This window comes from Kocuria subflava, from assembly GCF_012163155.1.
GTDB lineage: Bacteria > Actinomycetota > Actinomycetes > Actinomycetales > Micrococcaceae > Kocuria > Kocuria subflava.
In genome coordinates this window covers 62,991-77,947 of the sequence record NZ_JAAVUN010000009.1, presented here as the reverse complement: position 1 = coordinate 77,947, position 14,957 = coordinate 62,991, and the positions used below count along the sequence as shown (strand labels likewise).

At 63.5% G+C, this 14,957-nt stretch carries 24 protein-coding genes; all 24 read right to left on the bottom strand.

Features of this window, described 5'->3' with window-relative positions:
* Positions 1–78 precede the first annotated feature (78 nt).
* On the bottom strand, positions 79–903 hold the full coding sequence (gene map / locus GTW58_RS06280) for a type I methionyl aminopeptidase (protein ID WP_047691982.1): 825 nt from the start codon (positions 901–903) through the stop codon (positions 79–81).
* A gap of 113 nt (positions 904–1,016) precedes the next feature.
* Complete coding sequence (locus tag GTW58_RS06275; RefSeq protein ID WP_119933504.1) at positions 1,017–1,580, bottom strand: adenylate kinase; 564 nt, start codon at positions 1,578–1,580, stop codon at positions 1,017–1,019.
* 71 nt (positions 1,581–1,651) lie between these two features.
* Entirely contained in the window at positions 1,652–2,962 is a 1,311-nt protein-coding gene (secY, locus tag GTW58_RS06270) for a preprotein translocase subunit SecY (protein ID WP_119933503.1), read from the bottom strand.
* Positions 2,963–3,334: 372 nt separating this feature from the next.
* Entirely contained in the window at positions 3,335–3,820 is a 486-nt protein-coding gene (gene rplO, locus GTW58_RS06265) for a 50S ribosomal protein L15 (protein WP_052209741.1), read from the bottom strand.
* Positions 3,821–3,822: 2 nt separating this feature from the next.
* The gene (gene rpmD, locus GTW58_RS06260; RefSeq protein WP_047691979.1) at positions 3,823–4,029 is read right to left on the bottom strand and encodes a 50S ribosomal protein L30; all 207 of its coding nucleotides are present in this window, start codon (positions 4,027–4,029) and stop codon (positions 3,823–3,825) included.
* A gap of 1 nt (position 4,030) precedes the next feature.
* Positions 4,031–4,735 (bottom strand): 30S ribosomal protein S5, encoded by a 705-nt coding sequence (gene rpsE, locus GTW58_RS06255; protein WP_425338834.1) that lies wholly within the window; start codon positions 4,733–4,735, stop codon positions 4,031–4,033.
* Positions 4,732–5,103 (bottom strand): 50S ribosomal protein L18, encoded by a 372-nt coding sequence (gene rplR, locus GTW58_RS06250; RefSeq protein ID WP_047691995.1) that lies wholly within the window; start codon positions 5,101–5,103, stop codon positions 4,732–4,734. The genes rpsE and rplR overlap by 4 nt, the downstream gene beginning before the upstream one ends.
* 2 nt (positions 5,104–5,105) lie before the next feature.
* A complete protein-coding gene (rplF, locus tag GTW58_RS06245) occupies positions 5,106–5,642 on the bottom strand; it encodes a 50S ribosomal protein L6 (RefSeq protein ID WP_047691978.1) in 537 nt (178 codons plus the stop codon).
* A 30-nt stretch (positions 5,643–5,672) separates the two neighbouring features.
* Entirely contained in the window at positions 5,673–6,071 is a 399-nt protein-coding gene (rpsH, locus tag GTW58_RS06240) for a 30S ribosomal protein S8 (RefSeq protein WP_047691977.1), read from the bottom strand.
* 77 nt (positions 6,072–6,148) lie between these two features.
* The gene (gene rplE / locus GTW58_RS06235) at positions 6,149–6,706 is read right to left on the bottom strand and encodes a 50S ribosomal protein L5 (protein WP_119933499.1); all 558 of its coding nucleotides are present in this window, start codon (positions 6,704–6,706) and stop codon (positions 6,149–6,151) included.
* Positions 6,706–7,050 (bottom strand): 50S ribosomal protein L24, encoded by a 345-nt coding sequence (rplX, locus tag GTW58_RS06230; protein WP_119933498.1) that lies wholly within the window; start codon positions 7,048–7,050, stop codon positions 6,706–6,708. Before rplX ends, rplE begins: the two co-directional genes overlap by 1 nt.
* The gene (gene rplN / locus GTW58_RS06225) at positions 7,050–7,418 is read right to left on the bottom strand and encodes a 50S ribosomal protein L14 (protein ID WP_119933497.1); all 369 of its coding nucleotides are present in this window, start codon (positions 7,416–7,418) and stop codon (positions 7,050–7,052) included. The genes rplX and rplN overlap by 1 nt, the downstream gene beginning before the upstream one ends.
* A gap of 441 nt (positions 7,419–7,859) precedes the next feature.
* A complete protein-coding gene (gene rpsQ, locus GTW58_RS06220; protein WP_047691973.1) occupies positions 7,860–8,138 on the bottom strand; it encodes a 30S ribosomal protein S17 in 279 nt (92 codons plus the stop codon).
* Positions 8,135–8,386, bottom strand: a complete 252-nt coding sequence (gene rpmC / locus GTW58_RS06215; protein WP_119933496.1) for a 50S ribosomal protein L29 — start codon at positions 8,384–8,386, stop codon at positions 8,135–8,137. The genes rpsQ and rpmC overlap by 4 nt, the downstream gene beginning before the upstream one ends.
* Positions 8,387–8,389: 3 nt before the next feature.
* Entirely contained in the window at positions 8,390–8,806 is a 417-nt protein-coding gene (rplP, locus tag GTW58_RS06210) for a 50S ribosomal protein L16 (protein ID WP_047691971.1), read from the bottom strand.
* Positions 8,806–9,642, bottom strand: coding sequence for a 30S ribosomal protein S3 (gene rpsC, locus GTW58_RS06205; protein WP_119933495.1), 837 nt, complete (start codon positions 9,640–9,642; stop codon positions 8,806–8,808). The genes rplP and rpsC overlap by 1 nt, the downstream gene beginning before the upstream one ends.
* On the bottom strand, positions 9,643–10,008 hold the full coding sequence (rplV, locus tag GTW58_RS06200; RefSeq protein WP_047691969.1) for a 50S ribosomal protein L22: 366 nt from the start codon (positions 10,006–10,008) through the stop codon (positions 9,643–9,645).
* Positions 10,009–10,063: 55 nt separating this feature from the next.
* Entirely contained in the window at positions 10,064–10,345 is a 282-nt protein-coding gene (gene rpsS / locus GTW58_RS06195; protein ID WP_047691968.1) for a 30S ribosomal protein S19, read from the bottom strand.
* Between the two features lie 13 nt (positions 10,346–10,358).
* Entirely contained in the window at positions 10,359–11,198 is an 840-nt protein-coding gene (rplB, locus tag GTW58_RS06190; RefSeq protein ID WP_047691967.1) for a 50S ribosomal protein L2, read from the bottom strand.
* Between the two features lie 36 nt (positions 11,199–11,234).
* Complete coding sequence (gene rplW, locus GTW58_RS06185) at positions 11,235–11,534, bottom strand: 50S ribosomal protein L23 (RefSeq protein ID WP_047691966.1); 300 nt, start codon at positions 11,532–11,534, stop codon at positions 11,235–11,237.
* Positions 11,531–12,157 carry a 50S ribosomal protein L4 gene (gene rplD, locus GTW58_RS06180; protein ID WP_119933494.1) on the bottom strand — a complete coding sequence of 209 codons (627 nt, stop codon included), beginning with the start codon at positions 12,155–12,157 and terminating at the stop codon, positions 11,531–11,533. The genes rplW and rplD overlap by 4 nt, the downstream gene beginning before the upstream one ends.
* A 6-nt stretch (positions 12,158–12,163) precedes the next feature.
* On the bottom strand, positions 12,164–12,820 hold the full coding sequence (gene rplC / locus GTW58_RS06175; protein ID WP_047691964.1) for a 50S ribosomal protein L3: 657 nt from the start codon (positions 12,818–12,820) through the stop codon (positions 12,164–12,166).
* A gap of 17 nt (positions 12,821–12,837) precedes the next feature.
* Positions 12,838–13,146 carry a 30S ribosomal protein S10 gene (gene rpsJ / locus GTW58_RS06170; RefSeq protein ID WP_013349689.1) on the bottom strand — a complete coding sequence of 103 codons (309 nt, stop codon included), beginning with the start codon at positions 13,144–13,146 and terminating at the stop codon, positions 12,838–12,840.
* A 507-nt stretch (positions 13,147–13,653) separates the two neighbouring features.
* Positions 13,654–14,844 (bottom strand): elongation factor Tu, encoded by a 1,191-nt coding sequence (gene tuf, locus GTW58_RS06165; protein WP_047691962.1) that lies wholly within the window; start codon positions 14,842–14,844, stop codon positions 13,654–13,656.
* Positions 14,845–14,957 lie beyond the last annotated feature (113 nt).

The window sequence follows — 14,957 nt, the reverse complement described above, 5'->3', positions numbered from 1 at the left end:
CTCACTGCAACTCCTGGTGCATCCATCAAATCAGCCGGTCAAGAATCAGGGTACGGGTACGCAAAGGTCGGGTCCCGCTCAGGGGACGGGAACCGGGGTGACGCCCAAGGGCTCCAGCGCTGAAGCGCCGCCGTCCTCAGCCGTCAGCACCCAGATGCCACCCTTGTGGCGGGCCACGGAATGCTCCCACTGGCAGGCGCGCCCGCCGTCGTTGGTCACCACGGTCCAATCGTCCTCCAAGACCGTGGTCTCGATGCCACCGGTGACCAGCATGGGTTCGATCGCCAGACACATACCGGGCTTCAGCGCAGCCCCCCGCTGCGCGGTGCGGTAGTTCAACACATCCGGTGCCATGTGCATCTGGGAGCCGATGCCGTGACCCACGTAGTCCTCCAGGATGCCGAACTTCTCCCCCGCAAGTTCCCGAACGCGGTCCTCAATGGCCGCGCCGATGTCACCCACATGAGTGCCCGTGGCCATGGCGGCAATCCCGTGCCACATGGCATCCCGGGTGACCTCCGAAAGACGCTGGTCCTCGGGCGTGGGCTCTCCCACAATGACAGTGCGGGCGGAATCACCGTTGAACCCGTCCACGATCGCCCCGCCGTCGATGGAGAGGATGTCCCCCACCTTCAGCACTCGCTCCCCGGGGATGCCGTGGACCACCTCGTCATTGACGGAAACACACACGGTGGCCGGATACCCGTGGTAGCCCAGGAAATTCGAGGTCGCACCGTTGGCAGCCAACACCTCACGGAAGGCGGCGTCCAGCTGCGCCGTCGTCGCCCCGGGCACCGCTGCGGCCACCGCAGCGTCCAAGGCACGGGAGGTCACCACACCGGCACGCACCATGGTGCGCAACTGGGAATCGTTCTTGTACTCAATGCGGCGTCGGCCGAACATGGGGCTCCTCTGGGGGACGGGTGTGGTCTTGATGGTCTCATGAAGGAGGCCCCCGGAATCCCGGGGGCCTCGACTCTCTCCAACGGCGTTGCCGTCAGGTCAAGATCAGGTGATCAGGACAGGGCGGTCATGATCCGCTCGGTGACCTCGTCGATGGAACCCAGTCCATCCACCTGGTGGACGATTCCACGGGCCGCATAGAGATCGACGACGACCGCCGTCTCCTGCTCGTAGACATCCAGGCGGTGCCGGATGACGTCCTCGGTGTCATCCGCACGGCCCTGCTCGGCGGCCCGGCCCAGCAGGCGGGACACGAGTTCCTCGGTGTCGGCCGTCAGCTGCAGAACCACGTCCAGGTTCTCACCACGCTCAGCCAGGATGGCGTCCAGCTCCTCGACCTGAGCCGCGTTGCGGGGGTAACCGTCCAGCAGGAAGCCGTTCTGGGCGTCATCCTCGGCCACACGCCCCCGCACCATGCGGTTGGTCACCGAATCGGGAACCAGGTTGCCGGCGTCGGTGTAGGACTGAGCTTCCTTGCCCAGCTCCGTGCCGTTGCTGATGTTAAACCGGAAGATGTCACCAGTGGAGATCGCAGGTATTCCCAGGCGTTCCGAAATGCGCACAGCCTGTGTGCCCTTGCCTGCACCGGGCGGGCCGATGATCAACATACGTGTCATGTCCACTCTCCTTTGAGTACTACGTGGCCGTCAGCTGGTCTGGCTGACAACTCGGGGTCAGACGGTGCTGCTCAGCGCAGCAACCCTTCGTAATGGCGCTGCTGAAGCTGCGCATCGATCTGCTTGACCGTGTCCAGGCCCACGCCCACCATGATCAGCAAGGACGGACCACCGAACGGGAAGTTCTGGTTGGCGTTGAACAGCACCAGGGCGATCAACGGGATCATCGACACGATACCCAGATACAGCGCTCCAGGCAGCGTGATGCGGTTGATGACGTAGCGCAGGTAGGACTCCGTGGGCTTGCCTGCACGGATCCCCGGGATGAAACCGCCGTAGCGCTTCATGTTGCCGGCCACTTCCTCCGGGTTGAACGTGATGGACACGTAGAAGTACGTGAAGAACACGATCAGCAGGAAGTAGGTGGCCATGTAGACCGGGTGATCACCGGAAGCCAAGTAAGTGTTGATCCAGTTGATCCAGGCCGGCACCGGTGAACCGTCCGTGGGCATGGCGAACTGGGAGACCAGACCGGGCAGCATCAGCATGGAAGAGGCAAAGATGATCGGGATGACGCCCGCCATGTTCACCTTCAACGGGATGTAGGTGGTGGTGCCACCGATCGTGCGGCGGCCCACCATGCGCTTGGCGTACTGGACGGGCACGCGGCGCTGGGACTGTTCCACGAACACCACACAGATGATGACCACCAGGCCCACCAGCAGCACCAGAGCAAAAGGACCCCAGCCCTGGGTGTTGAAGATCTGCCCCAGAGCGGACGGGAAGGTGGCCGCAATCGAGGTGAAGATCAACAAGGACATGCCGTTGCCAACACCCTTGTCCGTGATCCGCTCGCCCAGCCACATGATCACGGTGGTGCCGGCGGTCAGCGTGATGATGATGACCAGGATGGTCAAGATGGTGTCGTTGGGGATCACCGGGAGGGGGCAGCCGGCCAGCAACTGGCCGCTGCGGGCCAGGGAAACCACCGTGGTGGCGTTCAACAGTGCCAGGCCGATGGTCAGGTAACGGGTGTACTGGGTGAGCTTGGCCTGCCCCTGGGGGCCTTCCTCATGCAGTTCTTGGAACCGCGGAATCACCACACGCAGCAGCTGCACAATGATGCTTGCCGTGATGTACGGCATCACACCCAGGGCAAAAATCGAAACCTGGAGCAGGGCACCACCGCTGAACAAGTTCACCAGGTCATAGACACCACCGGAGGTGTTGCCGAGCGCCAGACACTGCTGGACGTTGCCGTAATCCACGCCGGGGGCAGGCACAAAGGTGCCCAGCCGGTAGATCATGATGATCCCGATGGTGAACAGAATCTTGTTCCGCAGCTCGGGGGTCGTGAACGCACGACCGAAAGCGCTGAGCACAGATCTCTCCTTGGGTCTTGGTTTTCGACCGTGGGCCGGCCGGTCAGATCGCCGGCCCCATCCCGGTGACCTGCACGTCCTGTGCGGATCCGTCCCGAGCGGGTGTCGGTGCTGTTGTTGCTGGAGGCCGTCTTGGCCCCGGCAAGTCTAACGAAACGGTGACAAATCGCAGCATCTGGGGGCGGAGTGAAGTCTCACAGTTCTCCCCCCAGTCTCTCCGCCGAATAGGCCGTTTGATCGCTGCTGAGTATGTCAGGGGCGATCAAACGGCCTACTCGGCGGGTGAGGAGGTATGAGGAAGGCCCCCACTCCCCGGTGTGGGAAGTGAGGGCCTTGCCTCACGTCAGGAAATTCCCGACGACGCCTGGATGATCACACCGTGGTGGTGGAACCACCGGCAGCGTCGATCTTCTCTGCAGCAGAGGCCGAGAACTTGTTGGCAGTCACGTTGACCGCAACGGAGATCTCGCCGTCACCCAGGACCTTGACCGGCTGGTTCTTGCGAACCGCGCCCTTGGCCACCAGGTCCTCGATGCTCACGGTGCCACCCTGCGGGAACAGCTCGCCCAGGCGGTCCAGGTTGACCACCTGGTACTCGACCCGGAACGGGTTGTGGAAACCGCGCAGCTTGGGCAGGCGCATGTGCAAGGGCAGCTGGCCACCGGCGAAGCCGGGCTTCACCTGGTAACGAGCCTTGGTTCCCTTGGTACCGCGACCTGCGGTCTTGCCCTTGGAGCCCTCACCACGGCCCACACGGGTGCGAGCCTTCTTCGCGCCGGGAGCCGGCTTGAGGTGGTGGATCTTCAGGGCATCCTTGGTGCTGCCGTCAACGGCAACGTTCTCAGTGTTCTCAGCCATGCTCAGGCCTCCTCAACCGTCACGAGGTGAGCCACGGTGTTGATCATGCCCGCGGTTGCCTCATCGGCTTTGCGAACCACCACGTTGCCGGGCCGCTTGAGGCCCAACGAACGCAGGGTGTCGCGCATGTTCTGCTTCTGGCCGACCTGGGAGCGGATCTGGGTGATCTTCAGCTCCCGACCATCAGCCTGGATTCGCTTCTGCGTCATCTCACGCACCTGCCTTCTGCTGGAGTTCGCGCAGCAGCGGGGCGGGGACGACCTCGTCCATGGGCAAGCCACGGCGAGCCGCGACGGCCGCGGGCTCTTCGAGCTGGCGGAGGGCCTCGATGGTCGCGTGCACGATGTTGATCTGGTTGGAAGACCCTAGGGACTTCGAGAGAACGTCGTGGATGCCTGCGCACTCCAGGACCGCACGCACCGGACCGCCGGCGATAACACCGGTACCCGGGGTTGCCGGACGCAGCATGACCACGCCGGCAGCGGCCTCACCCTGCACACGGTGCGGGATGGTGCGCTTCTCCACGCGGGGAACGCGGAAGAAGTTCTTCTTGGCTTCCTCGACGCCCTTGGAGATGGCGGCGGGAACTTCCTTGGCCTTGCCGTAGCCGACGCCGACCATGCCGTCGCCGTCGCCGACAACAACCAGGGCGGTGAAGCTGAAGCGACGACCACCCTTGACCACCTTGGCCACACGGTTGATGGTCACGACGCGCTCGAGGAACTTGTCCTTCTCCTCGTCACGCTCGCGGCCACCACGGCCACCGCGCTCGCCACGGCCACCACGGCCGCCGCGCTCGTTGTTGCGGCCACCGCGATCGTTGCGGTCGGAGCGACCGCCACGCTGCTCGGTGTTGTTCTCCGCGCCGGCCTCAGCCGTCACGTTCTCAGTGTTCTCGGTGTTCTGCTCGCTCACAGTGCCAGACCTCCCTCACGGGCGCCGTCGGCGACGGCAGCCACACGACCGTGGTACTTGTTGCCACCGCGGTCGAACACGACGGCCTCGATGCCGGCAGCCTTGGCGCGCTCAGCAACCAATTCGCCGACGCGCTTTGCCTTTGCGGACTTGTCCGCCTCGGAGCCACGCAGCTCCTCTTCCATGGTGGAAGCGGAAGCCAGGGTGACGCCGCGGGCGTCGTCGATGACCTGCACAAACATGTGACGGGTCGAACGTGTCACAACCAGGCGCGGACGCTCGGCAGTGCCGGTGATGTACTTGCGAACGCGGGCGTGCCGACGCGCACGCTGTGCGGCCTTGGACTTGCCCTTGATGTTCAGAGCCATGATCACTTACCTGCCTTTCCGGCCTTGCGGCGGATCTGCTCGCCCGCGTAGCGGACGCCCTTGCCCTTGTAGGGTTCGGGAGCGCGCAGCCCGCGAATCTTGGCGGCCACGTGGCCGACCTGCTGCTTGTCGATGCCCTTGACGGTCAACTTGTTCGCGCCTTCGACGGCGAACTCGATGCCCTCAGGAGCGTCGAAGGTGATCGGGTGCGAGTAACCCAGAGCGAACTCCAGGTTCTGGCCCTTGGCCTGCACGCGGTAACCGGTGCCGACGATTTCCAGGCCCTTGCTGTAGCCATCGGTCACGCCCACGATCATGTTCTGGATCAGGGTGCGGGTCAGGCCGTGCAGCGAGCGGGACTCGCGCTCGTCATTGGGACGGGTGACCGTGATCGTGCCGTCCTCCTGGGACAACTCGATCGGTGCGGCCACGGTGTGGTTCAGCTCGCCCTTGGGTCCCTTCACGGAAACCTGGGAGCCGTCAATCTTCACCTCGACGCCGGCGGGCACAGAGATGGGGAGACGTCCAATACGTGACATGTTCTCTTCCTTCCTTTCTCTGCTACCGAATCACCAGACGTAGGCCAGGACCTCGCCGCCCACGCCCTTCTTGGAAGCCTGCTTGTCAGTCAGCAGACCCGAGGAGGTCGAGAGGATGGCGATGCCCAGCCCGCCCAGCACGCGCGGCAGGTTGGTGGACTTTGCGTAAACGCGCAAGCCCGGCTTGGAGATACGGCGCACGCCGGCGATCGAACGCTCGCGCTGCGGGCCGAACTTCAGGGTCAGCACCAGGGTCTTGCCGACCTTGGCGGGCTCCTCGGACCAGTCGGCGATGTAGCCTTCGGCCTTCAGAATCTCTGCAACACGTGCCTTGAGCTTGGAGTACGGCATGCTCACGGTCTCGTGGTAGGCAGAGTTTGCGTTGCGCAGACGGGTCAGCATGTCTGCGACAGGATCTGTCATGGTCATGTGGGCTCGTGCCCTTCCTCGTCTTGGTTTCCTCCGCCCGGTTCACCACCGGGAGTTGAGGACCTGAGACGTAGTCGTCAGTTGGTTTTGAAGGGGAAACCGAGCGCCTTCAACAGCGCGCGGCCCTCGTCGTCGGTCTTGGCCGTGGTCACCACGGTGATGTCCATACCGCGCACGCGATCGATCTTGTCCTGATCGATTTCGTGGAACATGGACTGCTCGGTCAGACCGAAGGTGTAGTTGCCGTTGCCGTCGAACTGGCGGTCGGAGAGACCACGGAAGTCGCGGATACGGGGCAGAGCCAGGCTCACCAAGCGGTCCAGGAATTCCCACATGCGGTCGCCACGCAGCGTGGTGTGGCAACCGATGGGCATTCCTTCACGCAGCTTGAACTGCGCGATGGACTTCTTGGCGCGGTTGATCACGGGCTTCTGACCGGTGATGGCGGTCAGGTCGCGAACAGCGCCGTCAATGAGCTTGGAGTCCTTGGCTGCGTCGCCCACACCCATGTTGACGACAACCTTGACGATCCGGGGAGTTTCCATGACGTTGCCGTAGTTGAACTGCTCCTGCAGTGCGGGAACCACGACGTCCTGGAACTTGGTCTTGAAGCTGGGGGCGTTGGTTTCGGTCATCACAGATCCTTACCCGTGCTCTTGGACACGCGAACGCGGATGGTCTTGGTGCGACCGTTGCGCTCGACAGTCTCGGTGCGGTAGCCAACCTTGGTCGGCTTCTTGGTCTCGGGGTCAACCAGGGCCACGTTCGAGATGTGGATCGGGGCCTCGACCTTTTCGATGCCGCCGGCTTCACCCTGCATCGTGGCGCGCTTGTGGCGGGTCACGACGTTGACGCCCTCGACGACCACACGCTCGGTCTCGGGGATGACACGCAGGACCTTGCCCTGCTTGCCCTTGTTGTCCTTCTTGCCGGAGATGACCTGAACCAGGTCACCGGTCTTGATCTTGAACTTGGGCATCAGAGCACCTCCGGTGCCAGAGAGATGATCTTCATGAACTTCTTGTCGCGCAGCTCGCGGCCCACGGGGCCGAAGATGCGGGTACCGCGGGGGTCACCGTCGGTCTTGAGGATCACTGCGGCGTTCTCGTCGAAACGGATGTAGGAACCATCCGGGCGGCGACGCTGCTTCTTGGTGCGAACGACGACGGCCTTGACGACGTCGCCCTTCTTCACGTTTCCGCCGGGGGTGGCATCCTTGACGGTGGCCACGATGGTGTCACCGATGCCTGCGTAGCGGCGACCTGAACCACCGAGAACACGGATGGTCAGGATTTCCTTCGCACCCGAGTTGTCGGCGACGGTCAGCCGCGACTCCTGCTGAATCACTTGTTGTCTCCTGTCGTCACGCCGGTTCCAGCACCCTTCGATTCAAAAGCTTCAGGGGCGGGCCTAGCGGAACAGCTAGTCGGATAGATTCCCCTCCACCAGATCCGCGCGCATCAAGCGCACGCTGCGGCAGGGGCTCGGCCTATTCGTGCCAGAAGCATCTGAACTCGCAGTGGATTCATTGCTGCCCGTCAGGGCGCATGGTCAAGCTGCGGGCATTATGCGCTGGCACGAAAGAGCAGAGGGGTGAGGGCATAGTGATGCCCACACAAGACACCAACGTTACCACGCGAGCGGCGTCGTCGCCCATACCAGGACGGGCGGTGTGAGCAGCACAACGGCCAGGCTCCCCCGCGCTGAGGGCGGGGAACCTGGCCGCACAGCAAGATGCCGTGGCCACCCTTGCGGGTGACCACGGCATCTCGATCGATCAGGAAAGGCTCACTTGGCCTTTTCGATGATCTCCACAACGCGCCAGTGCTTGTCAGCTGACAGCGGGCGGGTTTCGGAAATCAGCACCAAGTCGCCAATGCCGCACGAGTTCTCCTCGTCGTGAGCCTTGACCTTCTTGGAGCGACGCATGACCTTGCCGTACAGGGCGTGCTTGACGTTGTCCTGCAGCTGGACGACCACGGTCTTGTCCATCTTGTCCGAGGTGACGTAGCCACGGCGGGTCTTGCGGTAGCCGCGCTCTTCGGTCTTCTGTGCCTGCTCGGTCACTTGGCATCATCCTCATCAGTGGTGTTCGTGGCACGGATGCCGAGCTCACGCTCGCGCAGAACCGTGTAGATGCGGGCGATGTCACGCTTGACGGCCTTCAGGCGGCCGTTCGACTCGAGCTGCCCGGTGGCCGACTGGAAGCGCAGGTTGAACAGCTCTTCCTTGGCCTTCTTCAGCTCGGTGTACAAAGCGTCGTTTTCGAGCTCGTCGAGCTTGTCAATGCTCAGATCCTTGGATCCAAAAGCCATTGATCATTCACCGCCTTCGCGACGCACAATGCGTGCCTTCATCGGGAGCTTGTGGATGGCCAGACGCAGGGCCTCGCGAGCGACCTCTTCGGACACGCCGCCGAGTTCGAACATCACGCGGCCGGGCTTGACGTTGGCAACCCACCACTCGGGAGAGCCCTTACCGGAACCCATACGGGTTTCGGCGGGGCGCTTGGTCAAGGGACGGTCCGGGTAGATGTTGATCCAAACCTTGCCGCCACGCTTGATGTAGCGGGTCATGGCGATACGAGCTGCCTCGATCTGCCGGTTGGTCACATATGCCGGAGTCAGTGCCTGGATTCCCCATTCACCGAAGGTCACCTCGGTGCCGCCCTTGGCCATACCACTCCGCTTGGGGTGGTGCTGCTTGCGGTACTTCACACGACGGGGGATGAGCATCAGTTACCACCCTCTGCGTTGGACGCCGAGGCCTGGGCCTCAGCGGCAGGAGCCTCGCCGGAACGCTCGTTGCGCTCCCCGCGGCGGCCCCCACGGTCATTACGGTCGTTGCGACGACGACGCTCGCCACCGCCACGACGGTCATTGCCGCCACGGCCGCGGGAAGGAGCAGCAGCTTCCTGAGCTGCCAGTTCCTTGTCCGTCAGATCGCCCTTGTAGATCCAGACCTTCACACCGATGCGGCCGAAGGTGGTCTTGGCCTCGAAGAAGCCGTAGTCGATGTTCGCGCGCAGCGTGTGCAGGGGCACACGGCCTTCGCGGTAGAACTCGGAGCGGGACATCTCAGCGCCACCCAGACGGCCTGCGCACTGGATACGAATACCCTTGGCGCCGGCGCGCTGTGCGGACTGGATGGCCTTCTTCATCGCACGGCGGAAGGCCACACGGGAGGCCAACTGCTCGGCAACACCCTGGGCAACCAGCTGGGCGTCGGCCTCGGGGTTCTTGACCTCGAGGATGTTCAGCTGGATCTGCTTGCCGGTGAGCTTCTCGAGCTCGCCGCGGATGCGGTCTGCTTCAGCGCCACGGCGGCCGATCACGATGCCCGGACGAGCGGTGTGGATGTCCACCCGCACGCGGTCACGGGTGCGCTCGATCTCAACCTTCGAGATGCCGGCGCGCTCCATGCCGGTGTCCATGAGCTTGCGGATCTGAACGTCCTCGCGGACGTAGTCCTTGTACTGCTGGCCTTCCTTGTTGGAATCAGCGAACCAGTGCGAAACGTGGTCCGTGGTGATTCCAAGGCGGAAACCGTTGGGGTTGATCTTCTGTCCCACTTAGCGGACCTCCTCGTTCTCCGGGGTGGCCACGACCAGGGTGATGTGGCTCGTGCGCTTGTTGATCCGGTAGGCGCGGCCCTGGGCACGCGGACGGAACCGCTTCATGGTGGGTCCCTCGTCCACGAATGCCTCGGACACGAACAGGTCCTCTTCGCGGAACGGCAGACCCTGGCGGTCAGCCGCCTGACGGGCGTTGGCCACTGCGGACGACAGAACCTTGAACACCGGCTCCGAAGCACCCTGGGGGGCGAACTTCAGGATGGCCAGTGCCTCGTGGGCCTGCTGGCCACGGATCAGGTTGACGACGCGCCGGGCCTTCATCGGCGTCACGCGGACATATCGCGCGGATGCCTTGGCTTCCATTGCTTTCCTCTTCTCGTCTCTTGACGAAGTGCTAAACGCTGCTGGATCCGAAGGATCAGCGGCGCTTGCCCTTCTTGTCGTCCTTCACATGGCCACGGAAAGTACGCGTGGGAGCGAACTCGCCGAGCTTGTGACCAACCATGGACTCGGTGATGAACACCGGGATGTGCTTACGGCCGTCGTGCACGGCGATCGTGTGCCCGAGCATGTCGGGGATGATCATCGAGCGTCGCGACCACGTCTTGATGACGTTCTTGGTGCCCTTCTCGTTTTCCTTGGCCACCTTCACAAAAAGGTGCTGGTCGACGAAAGGACCCTTTTTCAGGCTGCGTGGCATGGTTCAGGCTCCCTTAGCGCTTGTTCTTGCCGGTACGGCGACGGCGGACGATGAGCTTGTCGCTTTCCTTGTTGGGGCGACGTGTACGGCCCTCGGGCTTACCGTTCGGGTTGACCGGGTGACGACCACCGGAGGTCTTACCTTCACCACCACCGTGCGGGTGGTCCACGGGGTTCATGACCACACCGCGGACGGTCGGGCGGATGCCCTTCCAGCGGTTACGGCCGGCCTTGCCCCAGTTGATGTTGGCCTGCTCGGCGTTGCCGACCTCACCGACGGTCGCGCGGCAGCGGACGTCGACGTTGCGGATTTCACCGGAGGGCAGACGGAGCTGACCGTAGCGGCCTTCCTTGGCCACCAGCTGCACGGAGGCGCCGGCGGAGCGGGCCAGCTTGGCACCGCCACCGGGACGCAGCTCCACGGCGTGGATCACGGTACCCACCGGGATGTTGCGCAGCGGCAGGTTGTTGCCGGGCTTGATGTCAGCCGAGGGGCCGGTCTCCACGACGTCGCCCTGCTTGAGACGGTTGGGCGCCACGATGTAGCGCTTGGTGCCGTCCACGTAGTGCAGCAGTGCGATGCGTGCGGTGCGGTTGGGGTCGTACTCGATGTGAGCGACCTTGGCGTTCACGCCGTCCTTGTCGTGACGACGGAAGTCGATCACGCGGTACTGGCGCTTGTGTCCACCGCCCTTGTGACGGGTGGTGATGCGGCCCAGGTTGTTGCGTCCGCCCTTCTTGGGCAGGGGGCGCACCAAAGACTTCTCCGGGGTGGACCGGGTGATCTCTGAGAAGTCCGAGACGGACGAGCCACGGCGGCCCGGCGTCGTCGGCTTGTGCTTACGAATAGCCATGTTTGAAGTTCCTCGATAGGTGTGGCCTTAGGGCGTTCAGCCCTGGCCTCCGAAGATGTCGATGGTGCCCTCGGAGAGGGTCACGATGGCGCGCTTGGTGCGGTTGCGCTGGCCCCAGCCGAAGCGGGTGCGCTTGCGCTTGCCGTCACGGTTGGCGGTGTTCACGGATGCAACCTTGACATCGAAGATGGCCTCAACAGCCTGCTTGATCTCAATCTTGTTGGCATCGGTGGCGACGAAGAAGGTGTACTGCCCCTGGTCGATCAGGCCGTAGGCCTTCTCGGAAACCACGGGAGCGATGATGACGTCGCGCGGGTCCTTGTAGGTCACGCTCACTTGGCGTCCTCCTGCTTCTTGCCGGTCTGAGCTGCCTCGACGAAGGCGTCGTAGGCGGCCTTGGTGAAGACCACGTCGTCGTTGACCAGCACGTCGTAGGTGTTGAGCTGGTCGGCGTACAGGGTGTGCACGTTGCCCAGGTTGCGCACCGACAGAGCGGCGACGTCGTCCTGACGGTCGATCACGACGAGCACGTTCTTGCGCTCGGTCAGACCGGCCAGTGCAGCCTTGGCGGCCTTGGTCGAGGGGGTGTCCCCGTCGATCAGGGAAGCCACGACGTGGATGCGATCGTGACGAGCACGGTCGGAGAGGGCGCCGCGCAGGGCAGCTGCCTTCATCTTCTTGGGGGTGCGCTGCGAGTAGTCGCGGGGCACGGGACCGTGCACGATGCCGCCACCGGTCATGTGCGGGGCGCGGATCGAACCCTGACGGGCGCGGCCGGTGCCCTTCTGCTTGAACGGCTTGCGACCTGCACCGGAAACTTCACCGCGGCGCTTGGTCTTGTGGGTGCCCTGGCGGGCAGCGGCCAGCTGAGCGACGACGACCTGGTGCATCAGCGGCACGGAGGTGCGAGCGTCGAAGATCTCGGCGGGCAGTTCCACGTTGATGGTTTCAGTTGCCATGACTTATCAGGCTCCCTTCACTGCGGTGCGGACGAGGACGACCGAACCCTTGGGGCCGGGCACGGCACCCTTGATGAGAAGCAGGGAGTTCTCGGCATCGACGCCGACGACCTTGAGGTTCATGGTCGTGTGACGGTCGTGGCCCATACGGCCTGCCATGCGCATTCCCTTGAACACGCGGGCGGCGAAGGACGCGTTGCCGATCGAACCCGGCTTGCGGTGGTTCTTGTGCTGACCGTGGGAGGCGCCCACACCGGCAAAGCCGTGGCGCTTCATGACGCCAGCGGTGCCCTTGCCCTTGGTCGTGCCCACGACGTCGACCAACTGGCCGGCCTCGAAGAGCTCAACGGAAAGTTCCTGGCCGAGCTGGTACTCGCCGGCATCGGAGGTGCGAACCTCAACGACGTGACGACGGGGAGCAACTCCAGCCTTCTCGAAGTGGCCGGCCAGGGGCTTGGTCACCTTGCGGGGATCGATCTGGCCGTAGCCGATCTGAATGGCGGAGTAGCCATCGGTCTCGGCAGTGCGCAGCTGAGTCACAACGTTGGTGTCGGCCTGCACGACGGTGACCGGGACGAGCTTTCCGTCCTCGTCCCAGATCTGGGTCATGCCGAGCTTCTTGCCCAGGATGCCCTTCATCTGGCGTTCGTAAGTCGTAGTCATTACGTCTGCGGTCCTTATCAGAGCTTGATTTCGATGTTGACGTCGGCCGGAAGGTCGAGACGCATGAGCGAGTCAACGGCCTTCGGGGTGGGGTCGACGATGTCGATCAGCCGCTTGTGAGTGCGCATCTCGAAGTGCTCACGGCTGTCCTTGTACTTGTGCGGCGAGCGGATGACGCAGTACACGTTCTTCTCGGTCGGCAGCGGCACGGGGCCGACTACGGTCGCGCCGGCACGGGTCACCGTCTCGACGATCTTGCGGGCCGAGACGTCAATGACCTCGTGGTCATAGGACTTCAGCCGGATGCGGATTTTCTGTCCCGCCATGGCGTCGTGACTCTCTTTCTTCAAGTACTTCCCTGTGACGGAGCTCGAAGCTCCTTGTGTTCGGCACATCTTTCAGTGCCCCTTCGCGTGGACCGAATCCGGCTGTGCCGGGTTCCTCGCCCCACCGAAGCACCGGTCCCCGAACTCGGGCGTGTCGTCTATGTGCTTTGCACATGCCGAAGCCGTGTTCTGGAGACGGGTTGGCTGTTCTTGGGTTCGTCCGCGACGCTCACGTGGGTTTCACTTCCGATTCAACCGGAATCACCGCACGTGGACATGCCACGGCTTGCGAACAACAGCGTCTATCCTGCCACGCGGGCACACACGCCCGCAACCCCGGGTGTGTCCCTGTGGTAGAGGTCTCCCCCGCCCTACCACCAGCACCCGCAAGGAGGAGTGGGGTGGAGCATGCAGAAGGCCCCGCACCGAACGGATCGGTACGGGGCCTTCAGCTCTGTCCCGGGTCAGGCCCTTTCGAACCTGCGGTCCAGATCAATCAGTGAGTGATCACTTGTTGATCTTGGTGACCTTGCCGGAGCCCACGGTGCGGCCACCCTCACGGATGGCGAAGCCGAGGCCCTCTTCCATGGCGATGGGCTGGATCAGCTCAACGGTCATCTCGGTGTTGTCACCGGGCATGACCATCTCGGTGCCCTCGGGCAGGGTGATGACGCCGGTGACGTCGGTGGTTCGGAAGTAGAACTGCGGACGGTAGTTCGAGTAGAACGGGTTGTGACGGCCGCCCTCGTCCTTGGAGAGGATGTAGACGTTCGCCTCGAAGTCGGTGTGCGGGGTGATGGAACCCGGCTTGCAGACAACCTGGCCGCGCTCGACATCGTCGCGCTTGAGGCCACGCAGCAGCAGACCACAGTTCTCACCGGCCAGAGCTTCGTCCATCTGCTTGTGGAACATCTCGATACCGGTCACGGTGGTCTTCTGAACGGGGCGGATGCCCACGATCTCGACCTCGGAGTTGATCGGCAGGGTGCCACGCTCGGCACGGCCGGTCACCACGGTGCCACGACCGGTGATGGTGAAGACGTCCTCGATGGGCATCAGGAAGGGCTTGTCGGTCTCGCGGACGGGGTCCGGGATGTACTCGTCAACAGCTTCCATCAGGTCCTCAACGGACTTGACCCAGTCGGCGTCGCCTTCCAGAGCCTTCAGAGCGGAGACGCGGATGACCGGAGCCTCATCGCCGTCGAAGCCCTGGTCGGACAGCAGCTCGCGGACCTCCATCTCGACCAGGTCGAGCAGCTCCTCGTCGTCGACCATGTCGGACTTGTTCAGAGCAACCATCAAGGTGGGCACGCCCACCTGACGGGCGAGCAGAACGTGCTCGCGGGTCTGAGCCATGGGGCCGTCGGTTGCGGCAACCACCAGGATTGCGCCGTCCATCTGGGCGGCACCGGTGATCATGTTCTTGACGTAGTCGGCGTGACCGGGGGCGTCCACGTGTGCGTAGTGACGCTTCTCGGTCTGGTACTCGATGTGCGCGATGTTGATGGTGATACCGCGCTGGCGCTCCTCAGGAGCGGAGTCGATCATGCCGAAGTCGCGCTGCTCGTTGTAGTCCGGGTACTTGTCAGCCAGGACCTTCGAGATGGCGGCCGTGAGCGTGGTCTTGCCGTGGTCGACGTGGCCGATGGTGCCGATGTTGACGTGCGGCTTGGTGCGCTCGAACTTGGCCTTCGCCATGGTTGTTCCTCCTAGAACGTGAGTGGAAACCTTGCTTGCCCGCTCGCGCAGGCAGAAGAGGCGCTGAAGCGAACAGAAACCTCTGCAAGTGTAGTCATGTGGTGGTACGTAAC

Excerpts from the sequence above, each read along its gene's own strand:
- map (WP_047691982.1), bottom strand. The coding sequence starts at position 903 with ATGTTCGGCCGACGCCGCATTGAGTACAAGAACGATTCCCAGTTGCGC.
- GTW58_RS06275 (WP_119933504.1), bottom strand. The coding sequence starts at position 1,580 with ATGACACGTATGTTGATCATCGGCCCGCCCGGTGCAGGCAAGGGCACA.
- rplO (WP_052209741.1), bottom strand. The coding sequence starts at position 3,820 with ATGGCTGAGAACACTGAGAACGTTGCCGTTGACGGCAGCACCAAGGAT.
- rpmD (WP_047691979.1), bottom strand. The coding sequence starts at position 4,029 with ATGACGCAGAAGCGAATCCAGGCTGATGGTCGGGAGCTGAAGATCACC.
- rplR (WP_047691995.1), bottom strand. The coding sequence starts at position 5,103 with ATGGCTCTGAACATCAAGGGCAAGTCCAAGGCCGCACAGCGTGCGCGT.
- rplF (WP_047691978.1), bottom strand. The coding sequence starts at position 5,642 with ATGTCACGTATTGGACGTCTCCCCATCTCTGTGCCCGCCGGCGTCGAG.
- rpsH (WP_047691977.1), bottom strand. The coding sequence starts at position 6,071 with ATGACCATGACAGATCCTGTCGCAGACATGCTGACCCGTCTGCGCAAC.
- rplE (WP_119933499.1), bottom strand. The coding sequence starts at position 6,706 with ATGACCGAAACCAACGCCCCCAGCTTCAAGACCAAGTTCCAGGACGTC.
- rplX (WP_119933498.1), bottom strand. The coding sequence starts at position 7,050 with ATGCCCAAGTTCAAGATCAAGACCGGTGACCTGGTTCAGGTCATCTCC.
- rpmC (WP_119933496.1), bottom strand. The coding sequence starts at position 8,386 with ATGGCTTTTGGATCCAAGGATCTGAGCATTGACAAGCTCGACGAGCTC.
- rplP (WP_047691971.1), bottom strand. The coding sequence starts at position 8,806 with ATGCTCATCCCCCGTCGTGTGAAGTACCGCAAGCAGCACCACCCCAAG.
- rplV (WP_047691969.1), bottom strand. The coding sequence starts at position 10,008 with ATGGAAGCCAAGGCATCCGCGCGATATGTCCGCGTGACGCCGATGAAG.
- rpsS (WP_047691968.1), bottom strand. The coding sequence starts at position 10,345 with ATGCCACGCAGCCTGAAAAAGGGTCCTTTCGTCGACCAGCACCTTTTT.
- rplB (WP_047691967.1), bottom strand. The coding sequence starts at position 11,198 with ATGGCTATTCGTAAGCACAAGCCGACGACGCCGGGCCGCCGTGGCTCG.
- rplD (WP_119933494.1), bottom strand. The coding sequence starts at position 12,157 with ATGGCAACTGAAACCATCAACGTGGAACTGCCCGCCGAGATCTTCGAC.
- rplC (WP_047691964.1), bottom strand. The coding sequence starts at position 12,820 with ATGACTACGACTTACGAACGCCAGATGAAGGGCATCCTGGGCAAGAAG.
- rpsJ (WP_013349689.1), bottom strand. The coding sequence starts at position 13,146 with ATGGCGGGACAGAAAATCCGCATCCGGCTGAAGTCCTATGACCACGAG.
- tuf (WP_047691962.1), bottom strand. The coding sequence starts at position 14,844 with ATGGCGAAGGCCAAGTTCGAGCGCACCAAGCCGCACGTCAACATCGGC.